Raw genomic sequence first — 21,685 nt, forward strand, 5'->3', positions numbered from 1 at the left:
TCTGACCAGCGATAAGGCGGCTCGATCCTCCGCGCTTGGAGGACGCGAAAATTGCATGTGTACAAACTAAATCACCAAAGCCATGACGTGGCAAGCGAGCTTCCCTCGCGTCATGACGGCCCTTGTCTCATCCCGCCGTCGGCGTGGCAAGCAGCCATAGGCCGAATATCGTGTAGGCGATCATCAGAAGCGTCAGCGGCAGCTGGCTGAGCCCCGCGCGAGAGGCTTGCGGATGCAGTCGCCAGGCGAGCCCATGCGCGATCAGGACCGCCAGCACGTGGCCGGCGATGATGACGCCGGCCCGCAGATTCCACAGCCACCAGGCCGACCCGGCGCCGGCCACGACGCCCGCCTCGACCATCATGTCGGCGGTGCCGATCAGGTTCCAGCCGAGCGCGAAGGGATCGGACAGCGCAACCAGCGCGTACTGGCCGTCGACGAGCAGCGCTGTGAGGTAGTGTGCGACGTGATAGGCCAGCGCGATCGGCACGATCGACCACACCAGCAGGCCGGCGGCCTCACCGAATGAATGCTCGCCGCCGGCAAGGCGCTGGCCGAGGAAGACCGCCAGCGCGAAGATCGCCGCCAGCAAGACAAAAGCCAGCACCAGGCCGAAAGTGCCGATGCCTATCAGCGCGGTGCGGCCGGGAAACTCCAGCGGATTGATGCCGAACAGTCCGAGCCAGAAGAAGGTTTTGGACAGGCCGTCGAAGGATACCGACGACAAGGCCAGCAAGAGAAAAGCCGTGCCGCTTGCCGGCAACGAGGAGGCGGCAAGCAGCTCCGAACCCGGGCAGCAGAGGCTGAGCCGGCCTTGTTCGCGCTGGAAGGGCGCGAAGCGGGCGACCATGGAGAAGAAGATCGTCAGGAATTCGCCGCGCCGACTCCAGTCTTCGTAACCGAAGGCCAGCATGGCGGCGACGCTGAACAGCCAGTAGATGCCGGCGGCGAGAGCCAAGCGAGATGGATCGTCTGGCGCCGGGTCGATCAGTTCGAACCAGGCGAAGGCGAAGAACAGCGCGAAGGCTGGCCAGAGGCCGAGCCATGACGGCAGGCGCGATGGCTGGGTCCCGTCACCGCCTCCGCCGCCCGGCCGGCCCACGATGCGCCAAAATCCGTACCACGGGTTAAGCCAAGACCAGAGGTCGCCGAACACGCCCTGCAGCAGGGTGAAGCCGGCCCAGAGCAGCGTCCAGATCACCAGCGGAAGCGGGTTGGAGAGCGGATCGCGGCTGCCGAAAATGCCAGCCGCAATCAGCAACGCGAAGCCGGCAAAGGAAAGCAGGCTGACGATGGTGCGCGGGCCGTCGCCGAAGGCGAACAAGGACAGGTGCCTGCGCCAGATCCGGTCGAGAGCGGCGGGCGGCAGCAGCGCCAGGACGAGGAAGCTGACGGCCACCGCCAATGCGCCGCCGGCGATGTAGTAGCCGGTCGGCAGAAGCAGGACATGGCCGCGGTCGGAGGCGTGCGCGAAGGCGGGGGTGGGGAGGAGTGGCGTCAGCGCCAACGCGACTGCGAGGGATCGAGGCCCGAGGGGATTATCTGCAGCGTCGCGATCCTTCGCACCCCCCTCTGTCCTGCCGGACATCTCCCCCGCAAGGGGGGAGATTGGCTGTCGCCGCCGCTTTCGCCAATCGCCAGCGTCCCAGGAGAAGCGCCCCCCGGATGAACTGTCGATCTCCCGTGTCGCCGCCGCTTTCGCCAATCGCCAGCGTCCCAGGAGAAGCGCCCCCCGGATGAACTGTCGATCTCCCCCCTTGCGGGGGAGATGTCCGGTCCACCCTTCGCAGCTGCAGCGCAGCTGCTGCGGAGGACGGGCAGGACAGAGGGGGGTGGGCGGGAACTCAACTTATGCGAAATTCCATATGACTGGCGCGACCAGATCAGCCAGTGCTCACACCTTGACCAGCTGCCTTACGCGCCCCTTCTCGCCAAAGATCCTGAGATACCTTTTGATCTCCTTCTCATCCCCCGTCGCCTTGGCCGGGTTGTCGGAGAGTTTCACCGCGGGCCGGCCATTGGCTTCGCTGACCTTGCAGACCAGCGAGATGGCATCGAGGCTCTTGGTCTCGGTCGGCGCACAGCCTTCGAAATCATTGGTGAGGTTGGTGCCCCAGCCGAAGGACATGCGCACCTTGCCCTTGAAGTGACGATAGGCCTCCTCGATGGTCTCGACCTCGAGTCCGTCGGAGAAGATGAGCAGCTTCTGTTTCGGGTCCTTGCCCTTCTCGCGCCACCAGGAGAGTATCTTCTCGCCGCCTTCGATCGGAGGCGCGCTGTCGGGGCGGAAGCCGGTCCAGTCGGCGATCCAGTCCGGCGCATCGCGCAGGAACGCAGCCGTACCAAATGTGTCCGGCAGCACGATCAGAAGGTTGCCGCCATAGTAGCGCTGCCAGTCCTGCAGGACCTTGTAGGGCGCTTCGCGCAACTCCTCTTCGGAATTGGCAAGCGCGCCAAAAACCATCGGCAATTCATGCGCGTTGGTGCCGAGCGCCTCGAGGTCGTTGTCCATGGCCAGAAGCACGTTGGAGGTGCCGGTGAAGGCCTCGCCGATGCCTTCCTTCAGCGCCTCGACGCACCAGCGCTGCCACAGGAAAGAGTGGCGGCGGCGCGTGCCGAAATCGGAAATGCGAATGCCGGGCAGCGCTTTCAGCCGCTCGGTCTTGTCCCACATCTTGGCCTTGGCGCGGGCATAGAGCACGTCGAGCGCGAACGGACCGAAGGAGCGCATGGCGGCACGTGAGCGCAACTCGTTGATGATGGCGAGTGCCGGGATTTCCCAGAGCGTCGTGTACATCCAGGGACCGGGGAAGGACAGTTCGTACTGGCCATCGCGCTTGGTGAGTTCGTAGTCGGGCAGCCGGAAATCCTCCAGCCAGGCGAGGAATTCCGGCTCGAAGATCTGCTTGCGGCCATAGAAGGTGTTGCCGCCCAGCCAAATCATCTCCTTTTTGGAGAAGCGCAAGGTGCGGGCGTGGTCAAGCTGCTCACGCAATTCGCCTTCGTCGATCTCGTCGGCGAGACGGACCGAAGTGGTACGGTTGATCAACGTGAAGGTGGCGTCCACCTCGGAGTACATGCCCCAGATCATCTGCAGCATCAAAAGCTTGTAGAAATCGGTGTCCAGCAGGCTGCGGACAATCGGGTCCAGCTTCCAGGTGTGGTTGTAGACACGCCGCGCTATATCGGTCTTTGCCATGTCCTGCCTTCACTGCTCAGGCTTCGCCTTGTTGTTGAGCAATTCCGGATGGAAAACCGCTGCGCACTTTCCTGGAATTGCTCACTCTTGCCTTCACGCAATTCCGGACGGAAAACCGCTGCGCACTTTTCCTGGAATTGCTCCGAAAGCCTCTTAGCATCGAATTTCCGAAAGTTCTGCCCGCTTTGCCGGCTGGCCTGACAAAAAGCAGCGATGCAAGTCCAGCAGTCAGGACGCCGTCCTGGCGCCGATCACCTTGAGCGCAGGTCGCTTCCTGCGGCTCGGCACACGGCCGGCCACCGGCGCATCGGCCCGACCCTCATCCTGTTCCTTCTCGGCGAACAGCCAGTCGATGAAGAGCTGGACGATCGGCGCCGAGCGCATCTCGTTGCGGCAGACGACATAAAAATCGTCGACCGCCGGCACCGAGAGGGTGAAGGGCGCGACGAGCATGCCCCGGGCCAGCAAGGCGCGCGCGGTGACGGAATCGCCGAGCGCCACACCATGGCCGTGGACTGCCGCCTCAGTCGCCATGCGCGCATCGCCCAGATGATGGCGGCGGCCGCGCTCCAGGTCGAGTGCGTCTGCGGCGGCGAGCCAGGTGTGCCATTCACGGCCGTCGTCGCCATGCAAGAAGACGTGATCGGCGAGATCGCGGATTGTGCGGATCGGCCGGTTGTTGATCAGCGTCGGGCTGACCACCGGAAAGAGCTCGAGGCCCGACCATTTGCGTATCCAGCAGTCGCTCCAGCTGCCGTCGCCATAGTGCACGCAAACATCGATGTGCGGCGCGCGAATGTCCCTCGCGTCGTTGGAGGGGATCAGCGTGAGCTGGATGTCGGGATATTGCGCGGTGAAGGAGCCGAGCCGCGGCGTCATCCACAAAAGCAGCAGCGCCGGCACGCAGGATACCGACAGCACGCCGGCGCTTGCCGGCCTCGTCATGCGCTGGGTGGCGGCGGCGATGCCCTCGAAGGCGGCCGAAACCGCCGGCAGGAACTCGGCGCCATGCGGCGTCAGCTTCACGCGCTGACCGGTGCGCTCGAACAGCTTCACGCCGAGCGATTGTTCGAGCGCCTTGATCTGATGGCTTACGGCGCCATGGGTGACGCTGAGCTCGCCCGCCGCTTTGGTCAGCGAGGCATGCCGCGCCGTTGCCTCGAAGGCGCGAAGCGGGTTCAGCGGCGGCAGGCGTTTGGCCATGGACAACTCCCAACTTTGTGAGATTTTCTCACAACAAAGACCCTAACAATATCAATTGATTTTTCAATGCGGCTGCCGGACACTTTTGCCCGGAACAGCTTCAAGAGACGTGAAATCCGCAGGGCAGCCGGCGGGCAACGATCCGACCGGCAACGGCCGGCTTGGCAACCGTCCATGCGGGCGGCGCTGCAAGCAATCACAGAGGAGGACCGGACATGGGTTACGATCGCGGCAAGCTCGAAGCGTTGCGCCGCAAATATGGCGAGAGCCATGGCGGCGAGATGTTCGACCCGAAGTTCCGCAAGGTCGCCGACAAAATCTTTTCGAAGAGCGGCACGCGGCTCGCGCCCTATTCCGGTGTCCCGACCTTCCTTGCCGCGCCCTACCGGCAGGTGGCCGCCGGCAATCCGGATTTCGGCGATTTGCAGGTGGCGATGATCGGCGTGCCGATGGACCTCGGCGTCACCAACCGGCCGGGCGCGCGCTTTGGGCCCAGGGCGCTGCGCGCCATCGAGCGCATCGGCCCCTACAACCACGTGCTGGAATGCGCGCCGACGCACGAGCTACGCGTCGCCGACATCGGCGACACGCCGTTCCGCAGCCGCTACCGGCTGGAGATCAGCCATGAAGACATCGAACACCGCACCAACCAGATCGTCGATGCCGGGGTCCTGCCGCTCTCGGTCGGCGGCGACCATTCGATCAGCCATCCGATCCTGAAAGCGGTCGGCAAAAAGGCACCGGTCGGCATGATCCATATCGACGCCCACTGCGACACCAGCGGCCTGTTCGACATGACCAAATTCCATCATGGCGGACCGTTCCGCAACGCGGTGCTGGACGGCGTGCTCGATCCCACCCGCACGATCCAGATCGGTATTCGCGGCTCGGCCGAGTATCTATGGGAGTTCACCTATGAATCCGGCATGACCGTGGTGCATGCCGAAGAGGTGACCGGCCTCGGCATCCCTGCCATCATCGAGAAAGCGCGGAAAATCGTCGGCGACGGGCCGACCTACATCTCCTTCGACGTCGACAGCATCGACCCGGCCTTCGCGCCTGGCACCGGCACGCCGGAAGTCGGCGGGCTGACGACGCGCGAGGTGCTCGAGCTGCTGCGCGGCATGAAAGGCCTCAACATCGTCGGCGGCGACGTCGTCGAGGTGGCGCCGCAATATGACGCGACCACCAACACCGCCCATGTCGGCGCCCAGGTCCTGTTCGAGATTCTCAGCCTGATGGTGTTCAGCCCGGCGATCAAGAAGGTCTGACGCGAACCAATACGGCCGTCGCGCTGGAGCCGGCGGCCGGTTTCAACAAACAAGCTTCCAGCAGGGGAACCACAATGACACTTCGCAACGCACTGAAATCCGCGCTCGCGGCAATGCTGATACTCGGTGCGGCCGGCCTCGCCACGCAGGCGAGAGCCGACGCCATCGACGACATCACCAAGGCAGGCGCCATCAATGTCGGCATCTTTTCGGACTTCCCGCCCTTCTCGTCGGCCAGCGCCGACATGAGCATCAAGGGCTATGACATCGACGTGGCGCAGGCGATCGCCGATGCATTGAAGGTGAAGCTCAACCTCGTCAGCGTCACCGGCCAGAACCGCATCCCGTATCTCACCGACAAGCGAGTCGATATCCTGATGAGCGTGGGCTACTCGAAGGAGCGTGAGCAGGTGATCGACTTCGCCGCCGCCTACGCGCCCTACTACATCGCCGTCATCGGCCCGGCCGAGCTTGCCGTCAAAGGCAAGGAAGACCTCGCCGACAAGTCGATCGCCGTCAACCGCGGCACGCTTGAGGACACCTCGCTGACCCAGGCGGCACCCGCTTCGGCCGACATCCGCCGCTTCGACAACTACAATTCCGTCATCCAGGCCTTCATCTCCGGCCAGACGCAGTTGATGGTGGTCGGCAATGATGTCGGCGCGCAGGTGCTGGCACGTCAGGAAGCGCTCAAGCCCGAGCAGAAATTCCAGCTGCTCACCTCGCCCTCGCATATCGGCCTCAACAAGAACGAGGACCGGCTGAAGAAGGCGGTGAATGACGCGGTTGCCAAGATGCTGGCCGACGGCAAGCTGGACGAGAGCTCGAAGGCATGGCTGAAGACGCCGCTCAATCCCGACAACCTCAAGGATTGACCTACCGAGCGGTTCAGCTCGCCATGAAGCGCTGAACCGCTCCCGCACTTGTTTCTTGCGCTACGCGCTTTCCAACAGGGCCAATCGTCATGGGCTACAGCCTCGACTTCGGCTGGCTTGCGGGTGCAGCAGGCGCGATCGCGCGCGGCGCGGCGACGACGGTCCTTCTGATCGCCGTCACCACGCTGGCGGGGACCTTCCTCAGCATCCTGGGCGCTGCCGGCAAAAGAAACGGCCCGAAGCCGCTGAGGCTGGCGATCGCGGCCTATGTCGAGGTGATGCGCAATACGCCGTTTCTGGTGCAGCTCTTCTTCATCTTCTTCGGGCTGCCCAGCCTCGGCGTCAGGCTCGATCCGATCCTGGCCGCCATGCTGGCAATGACGCTCAACATGGCCGCCTACACGATCGAGATCGTCGGCGCAGGCCTGGACGCCGTGCCGCGTGGGCAGACGGAGGCGGCACTGGCGCTCGGCCTCAGGCCCCGACAGGTCTTCATCAAGATCGTGCTGCCGCAGGCGCTGAAAGTGATCTACCCAGCGCTGACCAGCCAGATCGTCATCATGATGCTGGAATCGGCGGTGGTGTCGCAGATCGCGGTGCGCGAGCTGACCTATGAGGCCGACATGCTGCAGGCACGCACCTTCCGCGCCTTCGAGACCTATCTGGTGGTGACCATGGTCTATCTCGGCCTGTCGATGGGGCTGCGCCGGCTGCTGGTCAGCGGCGGGCGCCGAGCACTCGGAGCCGGCGTGTCATGATCGAATTCACCTTCTGGGACATATTGCGCAACCTCTTGCTCGCCGCCCGCTGGACGGTGCTGTTGTCGCTGGCCGCCTTCGTCGGCGGCGCGCTGGTCGGGCTGGCGGTGCTGTTCTTCCGCATCGCCAAGAACAAATGGATCAAGCGGGTTGCCTCGGGTTACATCGCGCTGTTCCAGGGCACGCCGCTCCTGATGCAGCTCTTCCTTATGTTCTTCGGCCTGCCGATGCTTGGGCTGCGCATCGAGCCGTGGACGGCCGCGATGCTCGGCCTCACCTTCTTTGCCAGCGCCTATCTGGCCGAAATCTGGCGCAGCGGCGTCGACGCGCTGCCGCGCGGCCAGTGGGACGCCGGCGCCAGCCTGGGGCTGCACTACCTGCAGGAGCTCAGGCTGATCATCCTGCCGCAGGCGTTCTCGATCACCCGCGCGCCGACCGTCGGCTTCCTGGTGCAGCTGATCAAATCGACGGCGCTGACCTCGATCATCGGCTTCGAGGAACTGGTCAGGACCTCAAACGCCATCAACAATGCGACCTTCGAGCCGTTCACCGTCTACGGAATGGTGGCGCTGATCTTCTTCGTCATGTGCTTTCCGCTGACGCAATACGCGCGGCGGCTCGAGCGCGCGGCAGCGCATTGAACCGTGAAATAGACCGCCGGTCGACCAGCGGTCCTTCTCAGTGACTGAACGACAGCACCGGCGCGATGCGGTCGCGCCGCAGCCAGCGCGCGAGCAGAAGCGCCGCCACCACGGCCAATCCCGACGCCAGGCCGATCCAGATGCCGACGCCGTTGAAGCCGAAATGGAAGGCGAGCAGCACGCCGAGCGGCAGGCCGACGCCCCAATAGCCGATCGCGGCATAGATCATCGGCACCTTGGTGTCGTGCAGGCCGCGCAGCATGCCGGCAGCCACCGCCTGCGCGCCGTCGAAAATCTGGAAAAGCGCTGCAAACACCAGGAACGACACGGCAAGCGTGATCACCCTGGCATTGGCGGGATCGGCGAGATCGATGAAGGCGCTGATCAAAAGATGCGGCCACAGAATCATCACCAGCCCCATCAGCGCCATGAACGAGACGCCGATGACAAAGGCGGTCCAGCCGGCGCGCGAAACGCCTTCCGGATTGCCGGCGCCGTGCGCCAGGCCGACGCGCACGGTCACCGCCTGGTTGAGGCCGAGCGGCACCATGAAGGAGATCGAGGCGATCTGGATGGCGATCGCGTGCGCGGCCAGCGAATCCGCATCGATCAGGCCCATCAGCAATGCTGCCGCGTTGAAGATCGTCACCTCGAAGGCGAGGATGCCGGCGATCGGCAGGCCGAGCCTCAGCAGGCCGCGGAAGCGCGGCCAGTCGGACCGCCAGAAGCGGCCGAACAGGCGATAGCGCCGGAATTTTCTCTCCAGCACGACCACGGCCGCCAGGCCAACGAACATCAGCGTGCTCGAAAGCGAGGTGGCGAGCCCCGAGCCGGCAATGCCCATGGCCGACACGCCGAGATTGCCGAACATGAACACCCAGTTGAAGAAGGCGTTGCAGGCAACCGCCACGAAGACGATGATCAGCGCCCAGCCCGGCCGCTCCAGCGCCGAGATGAAGGAGCGCAGCACGATATAGCCGTAGAAGGGCAGCACCGCCCATTGCAGCCAGCGCAGATAGATGCCGGCCTGATGCGCAAGCTCCGGCTTCTGGCCCATGGCCAGAAGCACCGCTTCGCCATGCCAGAGGAACAGCCAGATCGGGATCGAGACGAGAACCGCCAGCCACAGGCCCTGGCGCACGGTGCGGCGCAGGTCGCGCACCGAATGGCGGCGGCGGCCGAGTTCCGTCGCCATCATCGGCGAGGTCGCCAGCATCAAGCCGAGGCCGAAGATCAGCGGCATGAAATAGAGGTTGGAGCCGAGCGCGCCGGCGGCCAGCGTGTCGGGCCCAAGCCGGCCCATCATCATGACGTCGGTCGCGGTCATGGCGGTCTGGCCGAGATTGGTGAGCACCATCGGCCAGGCAAGCGACAATGTCGCCCTGATTTCCTGACGCCAAAGATTTTCCGGCGCGCGAGCGCCGGCTTCGATCGCAGACATTTTCCGCTCTTCAGACCGCGGCGCGTCGGGACCAGGCCCGGAAGCCGCACTTTAACGGCGCAAAATGGCGCCGTTTGCGCCGTCTATTGAACGAAATGCGACATGTTGGCAAGGGAGGAGGAACGGCCAGTCATTGATCCAGTGGCCGGGACGTCAGGCGATCGCGTCGAGCGCCCGCCGCTGCCGGTGCATCTCGAGGAAGACGCGATAGTCGTGGTCAAAGCGGGCGCCGGCGGCCGGGTTCGAGGCTCGCGTCTTGCCGCCCTGCTGCATGGCCACGCAGGCCGTGTTCAGATCGGGGTAAAGCCCGGCGGCTGTCGCGGCCACCATGCCGGTGCCGAGCAGCACCGCCTCGTCGGCCAGCGGCTCGATGACCGTGCAGCCGGTGGCGTCGGCATAGAGCTCCATCAAAAGCGGGTTCTTGGTGTGGCCGCCTGTGACATGCAGCGTGTCGATCAGATAGCCGTTCTCGTTGAGCGCCTCCAGCACATGGCGCACGCCAAGCGCGATGCCGACGGCGGTGCGCCAATAGAGCTTGCACAGGCTGTCGAAGGAGGAATCGAGCGTCAGCCCGCTGACCACACCGACCGCATGCGGGTCGGCGAGCGGCGAGCGGTTGCCGTGGAAATCGGGCAGCACATGCAGCCGCGCCGCCAGCGCATCGCCCTCCGCGGCGCGCAGTTCGGCGACGCGCCTGGCGATCCTGGCATGCATCGCGGCATCCGGCTCGCCGCCGGCGCCATGCCAGCGGATGATGTGGTCGAGCAGCGCGCCGGTCGCCGACTGGCCGCCTTCCGACAGCCATAGCTTCGGCAGTGCAGCGCCATAGTAAGGGCCCCAGACGCCGGCGAAAGGCTGCGGATCCCGGGACATCGCCATGACGCAGGACGAGGTGCCGGCTATCAGCGCCAGGTGCCGGCTGATGTCCGTCTCATCGCCGGCAAAGCCGCCCAGAACACCGAGCGCGCCGGCATAGGCGTCGATGACCCCGGCCCCGACGCGACATTTCTCAGTCAGGCCCAGATCAGCAGCCGCTTGCGTGGTCAGCGGGCCGATATCGGCGCCGACTGGGCTCGCTTTTTCTGGGAGATTGCCGTGCTCGAAGAGGTCGCCGAGGCCGACGAGCTCGAAGAAATCGCGCCGCCAGCCCGTCTTTTCATGCGCCAGATAGGTCCATTTGGCGGTCAGCGTGCATTGCGAGCGGGCGAGCGAGCCGGTCGCCTTCCAGGTTAGGAAATCGGCGAGATCGAACAGATAGCCGGCTTCGTTCCATGTCCCCGGCAGGTTGCGCTTCAGCCACATCAGCTTTGGCGTTTCCATCTCCGGCGACATCACGCCACCGATATAGTCGAGCACGGCATGTCCGCTTCTCGTGCATTCGTCGGCTTCGGCGATGGCGCGGTGATCGAGCCAGACGATGGTGTCCCACCGCTTTTCGCCGGTAACGGAGATACTGAGCTGGCCACCCTGCCTGTTTCGCACTACAAGCGAGCAGGTGGCGTCGAAAGAGATGCCGACGATATCCGTGGCGGCGGCGCCGGCTTTCTCGCGCGCGGCACGCACGGCGGCACAGACGGCCGACCAGATATTTTCCGAATCGTGCTCGGCGTGATCGGGCCTGGGCTGCTGCATGGCGATCGGCCGTTCGGCGCGACCGAGCAGATTGCCATGCGAGTCGAGAATGCCCGCGCGGGCGCTCCCGGTGCCGACATCGACCGCGCAAACGAAACTTGTCGTCAAGATGCTTTTACTCTCGCTCCCAGGCCTGCAATCAGATCGGGCAATTGCAGCATGTCAGCGAATATAAAGTCCGGTTCGGTCGACGCAAGCCGCGCCTTGAGCGCCGGGTTGTCGGCATGCGATCCGCCGGTGAAGGCAAAGACGCGCATGCCCGCCGCCCGCGCCGCGGCGATGCCGGCGGGGCTGTCCTCGATGACCAGGCATTTGCGCGGTTTGGCGCGCATGATGTCGGCGGCATGGAGGAACAGGTCCGGCGCGGGTTTGCCGCGCGTCACCATGGCTGCGCTGAACAGATGCGGCTCCAGCAAGCCCAGCAGGCCGGTGACGTCGAGCGCGTAGCGGATGCGCTCCAGCGTGCCGGAAGAGGCGACGCAATAGGGCAGGCCAAGCCTTGGCAGGATCTCCTTGATGCCGGGGATCGGCTTCAACTCCTCGCGGAACTTGCGCATCAGGTCGACGCGCATGGCGGTGAGATGCTGATCGCTGATCTCCAGCCCGAAATCGCGGCCGAGAATCTCGCGCACGCTCTTCATGCTCTTGCCGAGGAAGTGCTCGTAGGCGGCATCTTCGCTGACTGTGCCGCCGGCGAGCTCGATCATGCCGAGCAGCGCAGAGACCGAGAGCGCCTCGCTATCGACCAGCACGCCGTCACAGTCGAAGATGACCAGTTCGGGCGTCATCCAATCGGCTTCCGGTGCCTTCAGAGCTTGCCAGCGAGATAGCGCGTCAAGGTTTCGCGCGCGCCGTTTGCCCAGAGCACATCGAGCGCATGGGCAAAGGCTTGCGCGAAAACGGACGAGCGGCCGACATCGCCATAGATGTCGTCCATGGCAAGCCAGGCGCCGGGCGCGTTCTTCGCCGCCTTGGCGGTCGCCTGCATCCGGTCCCAGTTCGGATCGTTGGGCTCGATGACGGCGCCGCTGTCGGTGGTGCCGAAGCAGTAGCGGCACCAGAGCGCCGATTCCAGCGCCAGCCCCGCGACGCTCTTGCCCGCCTTCAGCCGGTCGGCAATGGTCGGGATGATGAATTTCGGCTGCCGGTTGGAGCCGTCGAGGCAGAGCCTGCGAATGGTGTCGCCGATCTTCGGATTGGAAAAGCGACGCTCGATGAGCTGGTAGTAGTCCTCCAACACCGTGTCCGGCACCGGCGGCACAGTCGGGATGATCTCGTCCCGTTCAAGCTTGGCGAGGAAGCTGCGCACCAGCGGCTCTTGCATGGCCTCATGGACGAAATGGATGTCCATCAAGCCGGCCGGATAGGCGATGGTCGCATGGCCGCCATTGAGGATGCGGATCTTCATCAGCTCATAAGGCGAGACATCCCTGACGAACTGCACGCCGGCATTTTCAAGCGGCGGCCGGCCGGCGGTGAAATGGTCCTCCAGCACCCATTGCTTGAACGGCTCGCAGAAGACCGGCCAGTTGTCCTCCAGCCCGAAATCATTCGCCAGGATGCCGCGCTCGCGGTCGGTGGTGGCCGGCGTGATGCGGTCGACCATGCCGTTCGGGAAGGCGACGTTGTCCCTCACCCAGTCGGCCAGATTCTCGTCGATCAGCCGGGCAAGGCCGATAACGCCGTCGGAGGTGACGTGGCCGTTGTGGGGGATGTTGTCGCAGGACATGACGGTGAAGGGCACGATGCCGTCGGCGCGCCGGCGCACCAGCCCGGCAAGGATGATGCCGAAGACGGTATTCGGCGCGGCGCCCGGCTGAGCATCGGCCACAATATCCGGGTGGGCCGGGTTGAACTTGCCCGAGGCCGGGTCGATGAAATAGCCGCCTTCGGTGATGGTCAGCGACACGATCTTGATCGCCGGGTCGGCGAGCCGCTCGATGATCGCGGCCGCATCGCCGGGCGTCAGGAAATCGATCATGGCACCGGTGACGCGGGCGCTCATATGGCCCTGGTCCTGCTCGACTACGGTGGTCAGCCAGTCCTGCGCCTCGAGCATGGCGCGGCCGGCCTTCTCCCCCTCGAACACGCCGGCGCCGATCAGCGCCCAGTCGTGGCCGAGGCCGGAATTGAACAGGTCGTCGAGATAGACTGCCTGGTGCGAGCGATGGAAGTTGCCGACGCCGAAATGTACGATGCCGGCCTTCAGCGCGGCGCGATCGTATTTCGGACCGGAAACCTTCGAAGGAAGCTTTGCGAGGTTCGAGGAAGAGAGTTTCACGGTCATCTTGCTTACCCTTTGGCCGATATGCAGCCCAACGATCCACGCCCAATTCACCGATCCACGCCCAATTCACCCGCTTGGGGCGAGCGGTGAGGGGCGGCATCCGGTTTGCCAGTAAGCTGCCCCTCACCTGCCCCGCGACGCGTCCTCCCCGGAGGAAGGGAGACGCGCCTTCCCCCTCAACTCATCCGCTTCAACTCATCCATTGGCCGCCATCGACGTTGTAGGTCTGGGCGACAATGTACTCGGCCTCGTCGCTGGCGAGGAAAACCGCCATGCCGGTCAGATCCTCCGCCCTGCCCATGCGGCCGTAAGGCACGCTTTCGCCGACCAGGCGTTTCTTCTCGCCCTTCGGCCGGTTCTCATATTTGGCAAACAGCGAATCGACGTGGTCCCAATGCTCGCCGTCGACGACACCCGGCGCGATGGCGTTGACGTTGATGCGATGCTTGATCAGGTCGAGCCCCGCCGACTGGGTGAGGGAGATGACGGCGGCCTTGGTGGCGCAGTAGACCGCGACCAGCGCCTCGCCGCGGCGCCCGGCCTGGCTCGCCATATTGATGATCCTGCCGCCCTTGCCACGCGCAATCATCGAGCGGGCAGCCGCCTGCAGCATGAACAATGTGCCGGCGACATTGACGGAGAAGAGCCTGTCATAGCTCGCCCGGCTGATCTCGACGATCGGCGCCAGGTCGAACAGGGCCGCGTTGTTGATCAGAATGTCGAGGCCGCCGGCCTTGGCCTCGACCGCCTTAACCGCTGCCTCGATCGAGGCCCGATCGGTGACATCGAGCCGGACCGCATGGGCGGCCGGACCGATCGCCTTCGCGGTGGCTTCCGCCGCTTCGAGGTTGATATCGGCGATCGCCACCGTGGCACCTTCGCGCACATAGGCTTCGGCGAAGGCCCTGCCGATGCCGCGCGCCGATCCGGTGATCAGCGCCGATTTGCCTTTGAGCCTCACTGTGCCAGCGCCTTGCCGTCGGCGCCGAAGCGATGGAGCTTGGACTTGTCGGGCGTCAGATAGACGGTGTCGCCGTGCTTCACGGCGACCTCGCCGTCGGCGCGCACATTGACCGTGCCGATGCCGTCCGTCTGGACATGCAGGAAGGTGTCGGAGCCGAGATGCTCGGCAACGCCCACCGTCGCCTTCCAGTCGCCGGCCGTGGTCGAGATGTTGATATGCTCGGGCCGGATGCCGATGGTCTTGGCACCATATTTGGCAGCCGGCGCGCCCTCGATGAGGTTCATCTTAGGCGAGCCGATGAAGCCGGCTACGAACAGGTTTTTCGGTGTCTTGTAGAGCTCCATCGGCGAGCCGACCTGCTCGATGTTGCCGGCGTTGAGCACGACGATCTTGTCGGCCATGGTCATGGCCTCGACCTGGTCGTGGGTGACGTAGACCATCGTCGTCTTCAGCTGATGATGCAGCTCGCTGATCTCCAGCCGCATGGTGCCGCGAAGGGCTGCGTCGAGGTTCGACAGCGGCTCGTCGAACAGGAAGGCCGAAGGCTGGCGCACGATGGCGCGGCCGATGGCGACGCGCTGGCGCTGCCCGCCCGAGAGCTGGCCGGGACGACGCTCGAGATAGTTGGTGAGGTTCAAGATACGCGCCGCGTCCTTCACCTTCTTGTCAATGGTCGCCTGGTCCTCGCCCGCCATCTTCAGCGGGAAGGCGATGTTCTTGGCGACCGTCATATGCGGGTAGAGCGCGTAGGACTGGAAGACCATGGCGAGCTTGCGCTTGGCCGGCGCCTCGCGGGTGACGTCGCGGCCATCGATGCTGATGGTGCCGCCGCTGGTATCCTCGAGACCCGCGATCAGCCTGAGCAGCGTGGACTTGCCGCAACCCGACGGGCCGACGAACACGACGAACTCGCCGTCCTCGATATTGAGGTCGATGTTCGGAATGATCGTCGTCGACCCGAAGGACTTGGAGACGTTCTTGAGTGTGATGTTTCCCATGGTTTCCTCCCGGATTTCGTCCGCCGCTTCCGGCGCTTATTTCACGGCGCCAAAGGTCAGGCCGCGCACCAGCTGCTTCTGGCTGAACCAGCCCATGATCAGGATCGGCGCGATCGCCAGCGTCGAGGCCGCCGAGAGCTTGGCCCAGAACAAACCTTGCGGGCTGGAGAAGGAACTGATGAAGGCCGTCAGCGGCGCTGCGTCGGTGGTGGTCAGACGGATCGTCCAGAACGCCTCGTTCCAGGCCAGGATGATGTTCAAGAGCATGGTCGAGGCGATGCCCGGGACCGCCATCGGCGTCAGCACATAGATGATCTCGTTCCACAGCGAGGCGCCGTCCATGCGCGCCGCTTCGAGGATCTCACCCGGGATCTCGCGGAAATAGGTGTAGAGCATCCAGACCACGATCGGCAGGTTGATCAGCATCAGCATCACCGTCAGGCCGATGCGGCTGTCGAGCAGGCCGGTGTCGCGGAAGATCAGGTAGATTGGGAACAGCACCGCGACGGCCGGCATCATCTTGGTGGAGAGCATCCACATCAGGATGTCCTTGGTCCGCTTGGTCGGCGAGAAGGCCATCGACCATGCCGCCGGTACCGCGATCAGCAGCGCCAGAACGGTCGAGCCCACCGACAGGATCACCGAGTTCAGGAAGAACTTGAAATAGCCGCTCTGCGCCTGCACTTCCGAATAGCTTTCGGTGGTGCCCGACGGGATCAGAGCGAAGCCCTGGATCGCCTCCTGCTCCGACTTGAAGGAGGTGATGATCGTGTAGAGGATCGGGAAGAAGATCAGCAGGGCGACGATCCAGGCCGCGGCCGTGGCGATCGTCTTGTGCTGTGTGGTGACTGCGCGTGCCATCTTATCCTCCCTTACTTGTCCAGGTTCTTGCCGACGGCGCGCATGACGAAGAAGGCAACGATGTTGGCGAGAATGACGGCGATGATGCCGCCGGCGGACGCCTGGCCGATTTTGAATTCCAAAAGCGCCTTCTGGTAGACGAGGAAGGGCAGGTTGGTGGAGGCGTAGCCGGGGCCGCCATTGGTGGTGACCAGGATTTCGGCATAGACCGAGAGCAGGAAGATCGTCTGGATCAGGATGACGACGGTGATGGCGCGCGACATGTGCGGCAGCGTCAGGTAGATGAAGCGGCTGAGGAAGCCGGCGCCGTCCATCTCGGCCGCCTCCTTCTGCTCGCCGTCAAGCGACTGCAGGGAGGTGAGCAGGATCAGCGTCGCGAAGGGCAGCCACTGCCAGGCGACAATGAGGATGACCGCGGTCAGCGGATGCTGGCCGAACCAGTCAATGGGATTGACACCGAAGAAGCGGGCAATATCGGCGAAGACGCCGTATTGCGGGTGCATGATCATGTTCTTCCAGACAAGCGCTGCCACCGGCGGCATGACGAAGAAGGGCGAGATGACGAGGATGCGAACGATCCCCTGACCCCAGATCGGCTGGTCGAGAAGCATGGCCAAGAGGATGCCGCCGATCACGGTGATGACCAGCACGCTGACCACGATGGCGAGCGTGTTGAGGATCGACTGCAGGAAGGCCGGGTTGGAATAGAACAGCGCGTAGTTGGAGAAGCCGACGAAGCCGTCGCGGATCGGGTTCAGCGGATTGTACTGCTGGAACGAGAACCACAGGGTGAAGGCCAGCGGCACGATCATCCAAATGAACAGCAGGATCACCGACGGCGCCATCATGAAACGGGCGAGCGAACGGGTTTGCTGAGTAGCCATGATGGTCACCCTCCAAATGTCAGCCGGATCTTAGAGTCGTGCCACAATTTTCCTGATTGTGAAGGTGGCCGCCCGAACTGGGTTTCGGGCGGCCAATGCCGGTCATGATGCGCTTCCGGCGTTCGGCACCGGGAGGAGCCTTACTTGATGTAGCCGCCTTCCGTCATCGCCGCGGTGGCGGCGTCCTGGGCCTGCTTCAGCGCGTCGTCGACGCTCGACTGGCCGGCAAGAGCGGCGGAGAAGAGCTGGCCGACGGTGGTGCCGAGGCCCTGGAATTCAGGAATGGCCACAAACTGCACGCCGACATAGGGCACCGGCTTGACGGTCGGATGCGTCGGGTCGGCAGCGTTGATGGAGTCCAGCGTCATCTTTGCGAAGGGCGCTGCCTTCTGGTACTCCGGATTGTTGTAGAGCGAGGTGCGCGTTCCGGGCGGAACGTTGGCCCAGCCTTCCTTCGAGGCGACCAGTTCAGCATAGTGCTTGCTGGTGGCCCAGGACACGAACTTCTCGGCGGCGTCCGCCTTCTTGGTGCCGGCGGGGACAGCGAGCGACCAGGCCCACAGCCAGTTGCCGCGCTTGCCGAGGCCGGTGTCCGGCGCCAACGCATAGCCGACCTTGTCGGCGACCTTCGAGGCCTTCGGGTCCGAGACGAAGGAAGCGGCGACGGTGGCGTCGATCCACATGCCGCACTTGCCCTGCTGAAACAGCGCCAGGTTCTCGTTGAAGCCGTTGGACGAAGCGCCTTCCGGACCGTCGGCCTTCATCAGGTCGACATAGAACTGCAGTGTGTTCTTCCATTCCGGCTGATCGAACTGCGGCTTCCAGTTCTCGTCGAACCAGCGGGCGCCGAAGGAGTTCGACATGGCGGTGAGGAAGGCCATGTTCTCGCCCCAGCCGGCCTTGCCGCGCAGGCACACGCCGTTCACGCCATTGGCGCGGTCGGTCATCTTGTCGGCGGCCTGCTTGATGAAGTCCCAGGTCGGCGCATCGGGCATCTTGAGGCCGGCCTTCTCCATCAGATCCTTGCGGTACATGACGAAGGAGCTTTCGCCGTAGAAGGGCGCGGCATAGAGCTTGCCGTCGACCGAGAGACCGCCGGCGATGGCCGGGATGATGTCCTTGACGTCGTAATCGTCGCCGAGCTTGTCGAGCGGCAAGAGCCAGCTCTGCTTGGCCCAGATCGGGACCTCGTAGGTGCCGATGGTCATCACGTCGTACTGGCCGCCCTTGGTGGCGATGTCGGTGGTGACGCGCTCGCGCAGCACGTTCTCTTCAAGCGTGACCCAGTTGAGCTGGATGTCGGGGTTAGCCTTGGTGAAGTCGTCCGTCAGCTTCTGCATGCGGACCATGTCGCCATTGTTGACCGTGGCGATGGTGATGGATTCGGCATGCGCGGCGAGCGCAAGGGCGCTGGCCGACAACAGGCCCAGGGTGAGCGTGCGAAGTTTCATCAATTCCTCCCTAAAACCAAGATGAGCATTTGCCTTGGCTGTGGGCAATTACTCACTAAATGTGAATTATGTCAAGCCGGAATCGATGCTGCAGCGCAGCACAAAACGATACCGCGCCCGGCAGGGCAGCGCGGCGAAGATCCGGCTCGGAGGTTGGTTGTCTCGTCCGGTTACTGGCAGGCGATCTCGGCGAGGATCCAGTCGCGGAAGGCACGTATCTTCGGCACGTTGCGCCGGGCCGTGGGATAGACCAGCCAGTAGGCATGGCCGTCATCGCCGACGAGATCGAAGGGCTGGATCAGCCTGCCGTCGGCAAGCTCGTTCTTGAACAGCGCCCTGGTCAGGATCGCCACGCCGTGGCCGGCCATGGCGGCGTTCGCCTCGTAGGCCTGCGCGCCCATGCTGGAGCCCGGCCGCTTGGCGAGGTCGTGCCCAGCGACACCGGCGGCCTCGAACCATTGCGCCCACCAGACATCGCCAGGATCAAGGATCGGCAATCGCAAAAGATCCGCCGGCTCCTTGACGCCGCCAATGCTCGCCGCAAGCTTCGGGCTCAGCATCGGTGTGAAATCGGCGTCGAGCAGTTTGTGTGCCTCCAGGCCCGGCCATTTGCCGCCGCCAGAGCGGATGGCGAGATCGACATCCTCGCGCGCGAAATCGGTCAGGCGGCTCGACGTATCGAGCCGCACGGCAAGTGCTGGATGAGCAAGCTGGAAGGAGCCCAGATGCTGCGCCAGCCAGTTCGAGGCAAAGGTCAGCACGGTGGTTACGCACAGCAAGCCGTCGGCGCCGCCACGCGCGGCGGCGTAGGCCTGACCCAGAATGGCAAAGGCCTCGCTGACGGCGGGCGCCAGGCGCCGGCCGGGCTCGGTCAGTTCGATCTGCTTGGGACGGCGCAGGAACAACGGCGCGCCGATGCGCTCCTCGAGCAGCTTGATCTGGTAGCTGGCGGCGGCCTGGGTCATGCCGAGTTCCTGCGCTGCCCTGGTGAAGGAGAGATGCCGGGCCACGGCTTCGAACACCCGGATCGCCTGCAGTGGCGGTAGCGGCGCGAGCTGCGGGGAGCTCAGATCGGGCATAAAACCTCCTTATGGGTCATGATCGAGGTTTAATTGGAAGCGTGAAGCTGCCAACCCGATATTTGGGGTCGACGATCAATCCAGTTCAAGCATGGCGAAGGCTGACGATCATGACCACGATGCAGGAAAAAATCGTTTCGACCCCGGCACGCAGTTGGATTTCGCTGCTGGCGCGTGAATTTTCATTGTTCGCCAGCCGCAAGCGCGGCTTTATCGATGTGCGGGAATTGTCGGAACACCTTCAGCGCGACATGGGATTTCTCGACGGTAACGATCCGCGCGGCCGCTCGCAATAGCCGGCTCCTTTTATCGGTCGCGTGAATTGCTCGGCTCAGATCATGCGCCGGCAAGCAGGGCTTCGGCCGTCCGCTCATCGGTGATGAGGCCGTTGACCAGCCGCCGGTTCACGGCGGCGAGGATGCCCGGCAGCTTGCGCTCGCCCATGGCCAGCGCGATGACCAGCGATTTCTCGCGCGACGGCAAGGCGGCGGACGACACGCGGTCGTTGGTGATGCCTTCGATCATGCGGCCCTCGCGGTCGAACACCCAGCCGACGATCTCGGCGACGCCGCCGGCCTTCTGCAGAGCCTTGAGCTCCCCTTCCGAAATGAAGCCGTCCTCGTAAAGCGGCGCCTTCGGGCCGAGATCGCCGATGCCGACGAAGGTGACGTCGGCCTCCGCGGCAAGCGCCAGCGTCGGCTGGATCATCGGCTGGCTGAGCAGCATGTCGCGCTCTTCCGGCGAGGAGGCGATGACCGGCAGCGGCATCGGGAAGGACCGCGCCTTGACGCGGTCGGCCATGGTGAAGATGACGTTGTAGAAGGCGGCCGAGCCGTCGGGCGAGATATTGCCGGTCAAGGACACGACCTTGTGCTGCGGGCACTCCATCGGCGGCAGCTGCTCGATCGCCGCCTTCAGCGTGCGCCCGGTGCCGATCGCCATGACGATGGGGGTCGCCGAACGCAGCCGCCGTTCGATCTCGGCCGCGGCCGCCTCGGCAACACCGGTCGTCGTCGAGGACGAGGTCGGGTCGCTCGGCACAACTTCCACCAGGTCGAGCGCGAAGCGCGACTTCAGCCGCGCGGCAAGGTCGAGGCAATTGGCGATCGGATGATCGACGCGGACCTTGATCAGGCCCTCCGACATCGCCAGCGACACGAGCCGCTGCGCCGTCTGCCTGGAAATGCCGAGCTTGGCGGCGATCTGATCTTGCGTGTTGCCGGCAACATAGTAGAGCCAGCCGGCGCGCGCGGCGTCGTCCAACCTGGTGCTGCCGGTTTCCTGTCGCGAGTTCACATCCTGCCTCCCCAGCCCGCGCTTTGGCGGGCGCTCTAGATTACAGCGAAAGCGGTTATGCGCAATTGTCAATTGAAAGGGCAATTGCTTGCGGCGTGCAGCAACCACGAACGGACCAATTCGCCCTTGCATCGACCATTTGCCGGACGGACGGTTTATCTCGGCCGGGAAACCGATTAAGGGGATCGGCAAAAGGAGCCTTGCATGACGCCGAAAGCGGTTTTCTGGGATATGGACGGAACGCTCGTCGACAGCGAGCCGCTGCATGAGGCAGCACTTGTGGCCGCGTTGCGCAGTGTGGGCATAGCGCCGCCGACCGACCTCCACGAACGGGTGCTTGGCGTCGCGGCATGGCCGGTCTACGAGATGCTGCGCGACCAGTTCGGCCTCGCCCTGCCCTTCGACGACTGGATCGTGCGCAAATACGACCACTACCTGCCGATGGCCGAGACGCTGAGGCCGCGCCCGGGCGCGATCGAGGTGTTCAACGAATTGCGGGCGCTGGGGGTCGAGCAGGCGGTGGTGTCCAATTCCGACCGGCTGATCGTCGACGCCAATCTCGGCGCGGTCGGTCTCGTCTATCCCGGCATGCACACGGTGAGCCGCAACGACGTGCGCCAAGGCAAGCCGCATGCGGAACCCTTCCTGCGCGCCGCCTATCTCGCCGGCGTCGATCCGGCCCACGCGGTCGCGGTCGACGACAGCCGCACCGGCGCCATGGCCGGACTGGCCGCGGGCATGAAGACGATCTTCTGGCCGGAAGCGCCGATGGAAGGACCGCCCGGCGCTATCGTGATCAACAGCGCCGATGAGCTGCGGGCGCAGTTGGGGCTCTGAACAAACTT

General features: G+C 64.4%; 20 protein-coding genes. 6 read left to right on the forward strand and 14 right to left on the reverse strand.

Going from position 1 to position 21,685, the window contains the following annotated elements; genetic code table 11:
• Positions 1-127: 127 nt before the first annotated feature.
• From AU465_RS23460 to gcvA, 3 genes are all read right to left on the reverse strand, one after another.
• Positions 128-1,588, reverse strand: coding sequence for a hypothetical protein (locus tag AU465_RS23460; RefSeq protein ID WP_246506332.1), 1,461 nt, complete (start codon positions 1,586-1,588; stop codon positions 128-130).
• Positions 1,589-1,894: 306 nt separating this feature from the next.
• Entirely contained in the window at positions 1,895-3,199 is a 1,305-nt protein-coding gene (pncB, locus tag AU465_RS23465; RefSeq protein ID WP_192253663.1) for a nicotinate phosphoribosyltransferase, read from the reverse strand.
• A 228-nt stretch (positions 3,200-3,427) separates the two neighbouring features.
• Complete coding sequence (gene gcvA, locus AU465_RS23470; protein ID WP_192253665.1) at positions 3,428-4,402, reverse strand: transcriptional regulator GcvA; 975 nt, start codon at positions 4,400-4,402, stop codon at positions 3,428-3,430.
• Between the two features lie 215 nt (positions 4,403-4,617).
• Between gcvA and speB the strand changes: the two genes are divergently transcribed.
• The 4 genes from speB (at position 4,618) to AU465_RS23490 (ending at position 7,947) form a co-directional block, all read left to right on the forward strand.
• Complete coding sequence (gene speB / locus AU465_RS23475; protein WP_192253667.1) at positions 4,618-5,673, forward strand: agmatinase; 1,056 nt, start codon at positions 4,618-4,620, stop codon at positions 5,671-5,673.
• Positions 5,674-5,747: 74 nt separating this feature from the next.
• A complete protein-coding gene (locus AU465_RS23480) occupies positions 5,748-6,548 on the forward strand; it encodes a transporter substrate-binding domain-containing protein (RefSeq protein ID WP_192253669.1) in 801 nt (266 codons plus the stop codon).
• Between the two features lie 89 nt (positions 6,549-6,637).
• Complete coding sequence (locus AU465_RS23485) at positions 6,638-7,306, forward strand: amino acid ABC transporter permease (protein WP_192253671.1); 669 nt, start codon at positions 6,638-6,640, stop codon at positions 7,304-7,306.
• Positions 7,303-7,947, forward strand: a complete 645-nt coding sequence (locus AU465_RS23490) for an amino acid ABC transporter permease (RefSeq protein ID WP_192253672.1) — start codon at positions 7,303-7,305, stop codon at positions 7,945-7,947. The genes AU465_RS23485 and AU465_RS23490 overlap by 4 nt, the downstream gene beginning before the upstream one ends.
• A 37-nt stretch (positions 7,948-7,984) precedes the next feature.
• On the opposite strand, the gene AU465_RS23495 is transcribed toward AU465_RS23490, so the two are convergent.
• The 10 genes from AU465_RS23495 to AU465_RS23540 form a co-directional block, all read right to left on the reverse strand.
• Positions 7,985-9,388, reverse strand: a complete 1,404-nt coding sequence (locus AU465_RS23495; RefSeq protein ID WP_192253674.1) for an MATE family efflux transporter — start codon at positions 9,386-9,388, stop codon at positions 7,985-7,987.
• A gap of 153 nt (positions 9,389-9,541) precedes the next feature.
• Positions 9,542-11,128, reverse strand: a complete 1,587-nt coding sequence (locus tag AU465_RS23500) for an FGGY-family carbohydrate kinase (RefSeq protein WP_192253676.1) — start codon at positions 11,126-11,128, stop codon at positions 9,542-9,544.
• A complete protein-coding gene (locus tag AU465_RS23505) occupies positions 11,125-11,808 on the reverse strand; it encodes an HAD family hydrolase (RefSeq protein ID WP_192253678.1) in 684 nt (227 codons plus the stop codon). Before AU465_RS23505 ends, AU465_RS23500 begins: the two co-directional genes overlap by 4 nt.
• Positions 11,809-11,828: 20 nt before the next feature.
• Positions 11,829-13,307, reverse strand: a complete 1,479-nt coding sequence (locus AU465_RS23510; protein ID WP_192253680.1) for a mannitol dehydrogenase family protein — start codon at positions 13,305-13,307, stop codon at positions 11,829-11,831.
• A 190-nt stretch (positions 13,308-13,497) separates the two neighbouring features.
• Entirely contained in the window at positions 13,498-14,268 is a 771-nt protein-coding gene (locus AU465_RS23515; protein WP_192253682.1) for an L-iditol 2-dehydrogenase, read from the reverse strand.
• Positions 14,265-15,269, reverse strand: a complete 1,005-nt coding sequence (locus AU465_RS23520) for an ABC transporter ATP-binding protein (RefSeq protein ID WP_192253684.1) — start codon at positions 15,267-15,269, stop codon at positions 14,265-14,267. Before AU465_RS23520 ends, AU465_RS23515 begins: the two co-directional genes overlap by 4 nt.
• Positions 15,270-15,305: 36 nt before the next feature.
• Positions 15,306-16,130 carry a carbohydrate ABC transporter permease gene (locus tag AU465_RS23525; RefSeq protein WP_192253686.1) on the reverse strand — a complete coding sequence of 275 codons (825 nt, stop codon included), beginning with the start codon at positions 16,128-16,130 and terminating at the stop codon, positions 15,306-15,308.
• Positions 16,131-16,141: 11 nt separating this feature from the next.
• Complete coding sequence (locus tag AU465_RS23530) at positions 16,142-17,014, reverse strand: carbohydrate ABC transporter permease (RefSeq protein WP_192253688.1); 873 nt, start codon at positions 17,012-17,014, stop codon at positions 16,142-16,144.
• A gap of 140 nt (positions 17,015-17,154) precedes the next feature.
• The gene (locus AU465_RS23535) at positions 17,155-18,465 is read right to left on the reverse strand and encodes an ABC transporter substrate-binding protein (RefSeq protein WP_192253689.1); all 1,311 of its coding nucleotides are present in this window, start codon (positions 18,463-18,465) and stop codon (positions 17,155-17,157) included.
• A gap of 170 nt (positions 18,466-18,635) precedes the next feature.
• Entirely contained in the window at positions 18,636-19,544 is a 909-nt protein-coding gene (locus tag AU465_RS23540) for a LysR substrate-binding domain-containing protein (protein ID WP_192253691.1), read from the reverse strand.
• 110 nt (positions 19,545-19,654) lie between these two features.
• Here AU465_RS23540 and AU465_RS23545 point away from each other — a divergent pair, with 110 nt between their 5' ends.
• Positions 19,655-19,840: a hypothetical protein gene (locus AU465_RS23545; RefSeq protein ID WP_192253693.1), complete on the forward strand. Its 186-nt coding sequence runs from the start codon at positions 19,655-19,657 to the stop codon at positions 19,838-19,840.
• Positions 19,841-19,880: 40 nt separating this feature from the next.
• Here AU465_RS23545 and AU465_RS23550 read toward each other — a convergent pair whose 3' ends face one another.
• Complete coding sequence (locus tag AU465_RS23550; RefSeq protein ID WP_192253695.1) at positions 19,881-20,840, reverse strand: sugar-binding transcriptional regulator; 960 nt, start codon at positions 20,838-20,840, stop codon at positions 19,881-19,883.
• Between the two features lie 204 nt (positions 20,841-21,044).
• On the opposite strand from AU465_RS23550, the gene AU465_RS23555 reads away from it, so the two are divergent.
• A complete protein-coding gene (locus tag AU465_RS23555) occupies positions 21,045-21,677 on the forward strand; it encodes an HAD family hydrolase (protein WP_192253697.1) in 633 nt (210 codons plus the stop codon).
• The last annotated feature ends 8 nt before the right edge of the window (positions 21,678-21,685 follow it).

The organism is Mesorhizobium silamurunense, assembly GCF_014843905.1.
In the GTDB taxonomy this organism is placed as follows: Bacteria; Pseudomonadota; Alphaproteobacteria; order Rhizobiales; family Rhizobiaceae; genus Mesorhizobium; species Mesorhizobium silamurunense.

Bases quoted from the DNA above. Each gene is read 5' to 3' on its own strand.
- AU465_RS23460 (WP_246506332.1), bottom strand. From the start codon at position 1,588: ATGTCCGGCAGGACAGAGGGGGGTGCGAAGGATCGCGACGCTGCAGAT.
- pncB (WP_192253663.1), bottom strand. From the start codon at position 3,199: ATGGCAAAGACCGATATAGCGCGGCGTGTCTACAACCACACCTGGAAG.
- gcvA (WP_192253665.1), bottom strand. From the start codon at position 4,402: ATGGCCAAACGCCTGCCGCCGCTGAACCCGCTTCGCGCCTTCGAGGCA.
- speB (WP_192253667.1), top strand. From the start codon at position 4,618: ATGGGTTACGATCGCGGCAAGCTCGAAGCGTTGCGCCGCAAATATGGC.
- AU465_RS23480 (WP_192253669.1), top strand. From the start codon at position 5,748: ATGACACTTCGCAACGCACTGAAATCCGCGCTCGCGGCAATGCTGATA.
- AU465_RS23485 (WP_192253671.1), top strand. From the start codon at position 6,638: ATGGGCTACAGCCTCGACTTCGGCTGGCTTGCGGGTGCAGCAGGCGCG.
- AU465_RS23490 (WP_192253672.1), top strand. From the start codon at position 7,303: ATGATCGAATTCACCTTCTGGGACATATTGCGCAACCTCTTGCTCGCC.
- AU465_RS23495 (WP_192253674.1), bottom strand. From the start codon at position 9,388: ATGTCTGCGATCGAAGCCGGCGCTCGCGCGCCGGAAAATCTTTGGCGT.
- AU465_RS23505 (WP_192253678.1), bottom strand. From the start codon at position 11,808: ATGACGCCCGAACTGGTCATCTTCGACTGTGACGGCGTGCTGGTCGAT.
- AU465_RS23510 (WP_192253680.1), bottom strand. From the start codon at position 13,307: ATGACCGTGAAACTCTCTTCCTCGAACCTCGCAAAGCTTCCTTCGAAG.
- AU465_RS23520 (WP_192253684.1), bottom strand. From the start codon at position 15,269: ATGGGAAACATCACACTCAAGAACGTCTCCAAGTCCTTCGGGTCGACG.
- AU465_RS23525 (WP_192253686.1), bottom strand. From the start codon at position 16,130: ATGGCACGCGCAGTCACCACACAGCACAAGACGATCGCCACGGCCGCG.
- AU465_RS23530 (WP_192253688.1), bottom strand. From the start codon at position 17,014: ATGGCTACTCAGCAAACCCGTTCGCTCGCCCGTTTCATGATGGCGCCG.
- AU465_RS23535 (WP_192253689.1), bottom strand. From the start codon at position 18,465: ATGAAACTTCGCACGCTCACCCTGGGCCTGTTGTCGGCCAGCGCCCTT.
- AU465_RS23540 (WP_192253691.1), bottom strand. From the start codon at position 19,544: ATGCCCGATCTGAGCTCCCCGCAGCTCGCGCCGCTACCGCCACTGCAG.
- AU465_RS23545 (WP_192253693.1), top strand. From the start codon at position 19,655: ATGACCACGATGCAGGAAAAAATCGTTTCGACCCCGGCACGCAGTTGG.
- AU465_RS23555 (WP_192253697.1), top strand. From the start codon at position 21,045: ATGACGCCGAAAGCGGTTTTCTGGGATATGGACGGAACGCTCGTCGAC.